This is a genomic window from Kitasatospora sp. NPDC059571, assembly GCF_042735675.1.
GTDB lineage: Bacteria > Actinomycetota > Actinomycetes > Streptomycetales > Streptomycetaceae > Kitasatospora.
Genome location: NZ_JBHWBW010000275.1, coordinates 3,377 through 10,247 on the forward strand (window position 1 = coordinate 3,377; position 6,871 = coordinate 10,247).

The following is a 6,871-nucleotide window of genomic DNA, read 5'->3' on the forward strand; positions in this document are numbered from 1 at the left end:
GGGGGCCCGGGGGGGGGCGCCCCCCCCCTTCGACGGTCCGCGCGCAGCGGGCTCAGGCGGCCGGCAGCTCGTCGAGGCCCTCCTGGACGAGCTTGGCGAGGCGGTCGAGGGCGTCGTCGGCGCCGTCCGCCTCGGAGGCCAGGACGACGGTCTCGCCGCCCTGCGCGCCGAGGGCGAGCAGGCCCAGCATCGAGCCGGCGTTCACCGGGGTGCCGCCCTGCTTGGCGATGGTGACCGGCACGCCGGCGGCGGTCACGGCGCGGACGAAGATCGAGGCCGGTCGGGCGTGCAGGCCTTCGGGCCAGCCGACGGTGACGCTGCGCTCTGCCATGGGTCGTGCCTTTCGGTGGTGCTGGGGGTGGAGCCGTGTTGTCTAGACCAGTGTCGCACGGGCGGCACCGATCCGCGCACGGCCCGGCGGACGGATAATCTGACGCCTGTGGACGACTCCGGGACGGCACCCCGCACCCACGGCGACCGAGGCCCCGACGAGGGCGGACGACCCGACGGCGGCGGGCCGCCGGACGGCCCGGGCCGCCCGGCCGAGGCCGGCGCGGCCGACGCCGACCCCGGCTACCCGCAGCACTGGGAGGCCGACGTCCTGCTCCGCGACGGCGGCGCGGCCCGGATCCGGCCGATCACCGCCGGCGACGCCGAGCGGCTGGTCGAGTTCTACGAGCAGGTCTCCGACCAGTCCAAGTACTTCCGCTTCTTCGCCCCCTACCCCCGGCTGTCCGACCGCGACGTCCGGCACTTCACCCACCACGACTACGTGAACCGGGTGGGGCTCGCGGTGGTGGTCCGGGACCGCTTCATCGCCACCGTCCGCTACGACCGGATCGACGAGCACGGCCGGCCCTCGGAGACCGGCACCGACGCCGAGGTGGCCTTCCTGGTCCAGGACGCCCACCAGGGCCGCGGGGTCGCCTCCGCGCTGCTGGAGCACATCGCGGCGGTCGCCCAGGAGCGCGGCATCCGGCGCTTCACCGCCGAGGTGCTCCCGGAGAACCGCAAGATGGTGAAGGTCTTCACCGACGCGGGCTACACCCAGCGGCGCAGCTTCGCCGACGGCGTCGTCCACCTGGAGTTCGACCTGGAGCCCACCGCCGCCTCGCTCGCGGTGATGCGGGCCCGCGAGCACCGCGCCGAGGCCCGGTCGGTCCAGCGGCTGCTGACCCCGCGCTCGGTCGCGGTGGTCGGCGTCTCGCGCAACCCGCAGTCGGTCGGGCGGGGCCTGCTGCGCAGCCTGGCCGGCTTCCCGGGCCCGGTGTACGCGGTGAACCGCACCGCCCCGGTGGGCACCGTGCTGGACGGGGTCGCCACCCACCGATCGCTGCTGGACATCCCCGGGCCGGTCGACCTCGCGGTGATCGCCGTCCCGGAGCCCGCCGTGCCGGCGGCGGTCGCCGACTGCGGCGCGCACGGGGTGCAGGGCCTGGTCGTGGTCACCGCCGGGTACGCGGAGACCGGCCCGGACGGCCGGGACCGCCAGCGCGCGCTCGTCCGGCAGGCCCGGGCGGCCGGGATGCGGGTGGTCGGCCCGAACGCCTTCGGCCTGGTCTCCACCGACCCGCAGCGGCCGCTGAACGCCTCGCTCGCCCCGGGGCTGCCCGAGCGCGGCCCGTTCGGCGTGTTCTGCCAGTCCGGTGCGATCGGGGTGGCACTGCTGGAGGCGGCGCACCGCCGGGGCCTGGGCGTCTCCTCGTTCGCCTCGGTCGGCAACCGGGCCGACGTATCCGGCAACGACCTGCTCCAGTACTGGGAGGAGGACGGGGCCACCGAGGTCGTACTGATGTACATGGAGTCGTTCGGCAACCCGCGCAAGTTCACCCGGATCGCGCGCCGGCTGGCCGCGGCCAAGCCGGTGGTGGTGGTCAAGGGAGCCCGGCACACGGGCAGCCTGCCGCCGGGCCACGCCGTCCAGCCGGCCGCGGGCCGGCTCCGGGACGCCACGGTGGACGCGCTGTTCCGGCAGGCCGGCGTGGTGCGGGTGGAGACCATCACCGAGCTGTTCGACACCGGTGAACTGCTCGCCCGCCAGCCGCTGCCGGCCGGCGACCGGGTCGCGGTGGTGGGCAACTCCGACTCGCTGGGCCTGCTGACGCACGACGCCTGCCTCTCCAGCGGGCTGCGCCCGCGCACCCCGGTCGACCTGACCACCGCGGCGACCGGGGAGAACTTCCGGATCGCGCTCGGTGTCGCGCTGGCCGACCCGGCGGTGGACGCCGTGATCGCCGTGGCCATCCCGTCGATCGGGGTGCAGGGGGCGCCGGAGGGCGGCCCGGCCGGCGGGGACGGCGTGGACCTGCGGGAGGACGATCCGGAGATCGCCGCGGCGCTGCTGGACGCGGGCGAGCGCGCCCGCGAGCTGGGCAAGCCGCTGCTGCTCACGCATCTCGCGCTGGGCGGTCTCGCCCACCGGCTGCGCGCCGGGCGGATCCCGGCCTATCCCGCGCCGGAGCGCGCCGTGCACGCGCTGGCGGACGCCGTCCGGTACGCGGACTGGCGCCGGGAGAGCGCCGAGGCCGAGCGGACCGCCCGGGTCCCGGAGTTCGACGGGATCGAGGAGGGCCGGGCCCGCTCGCTGGTCGAGGCCGCGCTGAACACCCGTCAGGCGGTGGCCGCGCGGACCCAGCCCGGCGGCGCCCGGGTCACCCTGCCGGACGGAGAGGCGGCCACCCTGCTCGGCTGCTACGGCATCCGCGTCCGGCCGACGCTGCCGGCGCCGGACGAGGAGAGCGCGGTGCGGGCCGCCGCCGAGCTCGGCTACCCGGTGGCCCTCAAGGCCACCGCGGAGCACCTGCGCCACCGTCCCGACCTGGGCAGCGTCCGCCTCGACCTGACCGGCGAGGAGGGGCTGCGCCGCGCGCACCGGGAGCTGGACGCGCTGCTCGGCGGTGCGGCGCAGGCCCGGCTGGTGGTCCAGCAGCTCGCCCCGCGCGGGGTGGACACCGTGATCGGCGCCACGGTCGACCCGGCGGCCGGCACCATCCTCAGCTTCGGGCTGGCCGGCGCCCCGGCCGAGCTGCTCGGCGATCTGGCGCACCGGCTGGTGCCGGCGACCGACCAGGACGCCGCGGCGCTGATCCGGGAGGTCCGGGCCGCCCCGCTGCTGTTCGGCTGGCGGGGGGCGGACCCGGTGGACACCGGCGCCCTGGAGGAGCTGCTGCTGCGGGTCTCCCGGCTCGTCGACGACCTGCCGGAGGTCGCCGCGGTCGATCTCGAACCCGTGGTCGTGGCCCCGCACGGGCTTGCGGTCCTCGGGGCGCAGGTGCGGATCGCCCCGCTCCCGGTGCGCACCGATCTGGGGCCGAGGGTCATGAGCAGCCTGTAACCTTGCTTGGCTGCGCCCCCCGCGCGCGGCGCGATCAGCCCCCGCGAGACGGGCCCCGGGAAGCTCGGCGCAGCGCCGCCCGCTTCGTCGGCGGGACATGCCAGGATGGAGACATGGCGAAGACCGGTACCACCACGACACAGGACCTGCGGTCCGCGATCGAGCGCAGCGGCTACTACCCGGCCCTGGTGTCCGAGGCCGTGGAGTCCGCGGTGGGCCCCGAGCCGATCACGTCGTACCTGGTGCACCAGGAGACCACCTTCGACGCCAACGAGGTCCGCCGGCACGTGACCGTGCTGGTGCTGACCCCGTCCCGGTTCGTGGTCAGCCACACCGACGAACAGAACGGCGACGCCGCGACGCCCGTCCCCTACGCGACGACCTCGACCGAGAGCGTCCGGCTGGACCGGATCAACTCGGTGGTGGTCAGCCGCATGGTGGCGAACCCGGAGACCTACACCCCGGGGACGCTGCCGCGCGAGGTCGTGCTCACCATCGGCTGGGGCGCGGTGCAGCGCCTCGACCTGGAGCCGGCCGGCTGCTCGGACCCGAACTGCGACGCCGACCACGGCTACACCGGTTCGGCGACCGCCGACGACCTGTCGCTGCGCGTCAGCGAGGCCGGCGACGGTCCGGAGACGGTCGCCCAGGCGCTGGTGTTCGCCCGGGCGCTGTCCGAGGCCACCGTCACCGGCCGGGCCTGAGGCCGCCGCCCCGCATGCTCGGTTACGACTCCTTCGAGATCCTCGACCCGTCCGAAGCCCCCGTCCCCGCGTACGGCAGCGGTTCGCTCGCCGATCTGCTGCCGGCCGTGGCGGCCGGCCTCGGCGTGCCCGGGTTCGCCGGCGGCGGTCTGCCGCTGGAGCCGGCCGACCGGGTCTGCGTCTTCCTGGTGGACGGCATGGGCTGGGAGCTGATCCGCCGCCATCCCGAGTACGCGCCGTTCCTGACCTCGCTGACGGCCGGCGCGAGCCCGATCACGGCCGGGTTCCCGTCCACCACGGCGACCTCGCTCGCCTCGGTCGGCACCGGCCTCACCCCGGGCGTGCACGGCCTGGCCGGGTACACCGTGCGGATCCCCGGCCGCAACCAGCTGATGAACCAGCTGCGCTGGCAGCCGCCGGTGCCGCCGCGCGAGTGGCAGCCGCACCCGACGGTCTTCGAGCGGGCGGCCGCGGCGGGTGTGGCGACCGCGCAGGTCTCCTCGCCGCTGTTCGCGCAGACCCCGCTGACCCAGGTGGCGCTCTCCGGCGGCTCCTTCCTCGGCCGGACGACCGGTGAGGAGCGGATGGACCTCGCGGCCCGCTGGCTGGCGGAGCACGACCGGGCCCTGGTCTACACGTACGTGAGCGAACTCGACGGTGCCGGGCACCGGTTCGGGGTCGACTCGGACGAGTGGCGGATGACGCTGAACACGGTCGACCGGCTCGCGAAGCGCCTCGCGGAGCAGCTGCCGCCGCGTTCGGCGCTGTACGTGACGGCCGACCACGGCATGATCGACATCGCGCCCGAGGACCGGATCGACTTCGACGAGGACTGGGAGCTGTCCGCGGGTGTCGCCCTGCTCGGCGGCGAGGGCCGGGCCCGGCACGTGTACGCCGTGCCGGGGGCCGCCGCCGACGTCCACACGGTGTGGAGCGAGGTGCTCGGCGACCGGATGTGGGTGGCCACCCGCGACCAGGCGATAGCGGCCGGGTGGTTCGGCCCGGTGGTGGACGACCGGGTCCGGGCGCGGATCGGCGACGTGGTCGCCGCGGCCCGGGACGACATCGCGGTGATCGCCTCCCGTGCCGAGCCGGGCGAGTCCTCGATGGTCGGCCTGCACGGCTCGATGACCCCGGTCGAGCAGCTGGTGCCGCTGCTCGACGTCCGCACCTGACCTCTCCCACCCCGCTCGCCCCCGATCGAAAGGCCCCCGTCCCACCCATGGCTGAACTGGTGTTCTTCTCGGGCACGATGGACTGCGGCAAGTCGACGCTGGCCCTCCAGATGGACCACAACCACGCGGCCCGCGGCCGGCAGGGGATCATCTTCACCCGGCACGACCGGGCGGGTGCGGCCACCCTCTCCAGCCGGCTGGGCCTGCGCGCCGACGCCGTCGAGGTGACCGACGACTTCGACTTCCAGGCGTACGTCGTCCACCTGCTGTCGGGGGGCGGCAAGGCCGACTACCTGATCTGCGACGAGGCCCAGTTCTTCTCCGCCGAGCAGATCGACCAGCTGGCGCGGGTGGTCGACGAGCTGGGCATCGACGTGTACACCTTCGGGATCACCACGGACTTCCGCACCCGGCTGTTCCCCGGTTCGCAGCGGCTCATCGAGCTGGCCGACCGGGTGGAGGTGCTCCAGGTCGAGGCGCTGTGCTGGTGCGGTGCCCGGGCCACCCACAACGCCCGGACGGTGGGCGGGGTGATGGTCGTCGAGGGCGCCCAGGTGGTGGTCGGCGACGTCGCGGTCGCCGAGGACCAGATCGGCTACGAGGTGCTCTGCCGCCGCCACCACCGGCGCCGGCTCACCGCCGCGACGGCCCGGGCCTCGGTGCTGTCCCCGGACGTCCTGCCGTTCGAGGGCTGACCGGGTCCGCCCGCTGACGCGCGGTCAGTCCCCGGCGGCGCGTCCGGCCGGGGCGCGGCTCGGCCACAATGGCGGGTATGACATCCACGGGAACCTCCCCGCTGATCACCGTCGACGAGCTCGCCGCCGCGCTCGGCTCCGACCGCCCGCCCGTGCTGCTGGACGTCCGCTGGCAGCTGGGCGGCCCGCCCGGTGCGCAGGAGTACGCGGCCGGGCACCTGCCCGGCGCCCGCTACGTCGACCTGGACCGCGAGCTGGCCGCGCCGCCCGGCCCGGCCGGCCGGCACCCGCTGCCCGATCCCGCGGTGTTCGGCGCGGCGATGCGCCGGGCCGGCGTCACCGGCGGGGACGAGGTGGTGGTCTACGACGCGGGGCCGGCCACCTCGGCGGCCCGCGCCTGGTGGCTGCTGCGCTGGGCGGGCCACGCCCATGTCCGGGTGCTCGACGGCGGCCTCGCCGCCTGGCGCGCGGCCGGCCGGCCGGTCTCCACCGAGCAGCCGGCCGAGGGCGGCGGCGACTTCGAGCCGAGGCCCGGGCAGCTGCCGACCCTGGACGCGGCGCAGGCCGCCGGGCTCGCCCGGACGGGTCTGCTGCTGGACGCCCGGGCCGGTGAGCGCTACCGGGGCGAGGTGGAGCCGGTCGATCCGCGGGCCGGCCACATCCCGGGCGCGGTCTCGGCGCCGACCACGGACAACCTCGGCCCGGACGGCCGGTTCCGCTCCCCGGCCGAGCTGGCGGAGCGCTTCGCGGCGCTCGGCGCCGGCCGCGGGCCGGTCGGCGTCTACTGCGGCTCCGGGGTGACCGCGGCCCACGAGCTGCTCGCGATGGAGAGCGCCGGGCTGACGGCGGCGCTCTACCCGGGCTCCTGGAGCGAGTGGTCGGGCGACTCGGCACGGCCCGCCGCCACCGGTCCGCTGCCGGGCTGAGGGCGCCGGAACACGACGGAGGGCCCCGCCGCTGCGG

The 6,871-nt window shown here is 76.1% G+C and carries 6 protein-coding genes; 5 read left to right on the top strand and 1 reads right to left on the bottom strand.

Annotated elements, in window-relative coordinates; genetic code table 11:
- Positions 1-52: 52 nt before the first annotated feature.
- On the bottom strand, positions 53-331 hold the full coding sequence (locus ACFV0G_RS25705; protein ID WP_380552452.1) for an HPr family phosphocarrier protein: 279 nt from the start codon (positions 329-331) through the stop codon (positions 53-55).
- Between the two features lie 270 nt (positions 332-601).
- Here ACFV0G_RS25705 and ACFV0G_RS25710 point away from each other — a divergent pair, with 270 nt between their 5' ends.
- The 5 genes from ACFV0G_RS25710 to ACFV0G_RS25730 all read left to right on the top strand — a co-directional run bounded on the left by ACFV0G_RS25710 (position 602) and on the right by ACFV0G_RS25730 (position 6,834).
- Positions 602-3,334, top strand: coding sequence for a GNAT family N-acetyltransferase (locus tag ACFV0G_RS25710; protein ID WP_380552466.1), 2,733 nt, complete (start codon positions 602-604; stop codon positions 3,332-3,334).
- Positions 3,335-3,447: 113 nt separating this feature from the next.
- Complete coding sequence (locus ACFV0G_RS25715) at positions 3,448-4,038, top strand: DUF5998 family protein (RefSeq protein ID WP_380552455.1); 591 nt, start codon at positions 3,448-3,450, stop codon at positions 4,036-4,038.
- 14 nt (positions 4,039-4,052) lie between these two features.
- Positions 4,053-5,213, top strand: a complete 1,161-nt coding sequence (locus tag ACFV0G_RS25720; RefSeq protein ID WP_380552457.1) for an alkaline phosphatase family protein — start codon at positions 4,053-4,055, stop codon at positions 5,211-5,213.
- 47 nt (positions 5,214-5,260) lie between these two features.
- Positions 5,261-5,908, top strand: coding sequence for a thymidine kinase (locus tag ACFV0G_RS25725; RefSeq protein WP_380552460.1), 648 nt, complete (start codon positions 5,261-5,263; stop codon positions 5,906-5,908).
- 77 nt (positions 5,909-5,985) lie between these two features.
- The gene (locus ACFV0G_RS25730) at positions 5,986-6,834 is read left to right on the top strand and encodes a sulfurtransferase (RefSeq protein WP_380552463.1); all 849 of its coding nucleotides are present in this window, start codon (positions 5,986-5,988) and stop codon (positions 6,832-6,834) included.
- The last annotated feature ends 37 nt before the right edge of the window (positions 6,835-6,871 follow it).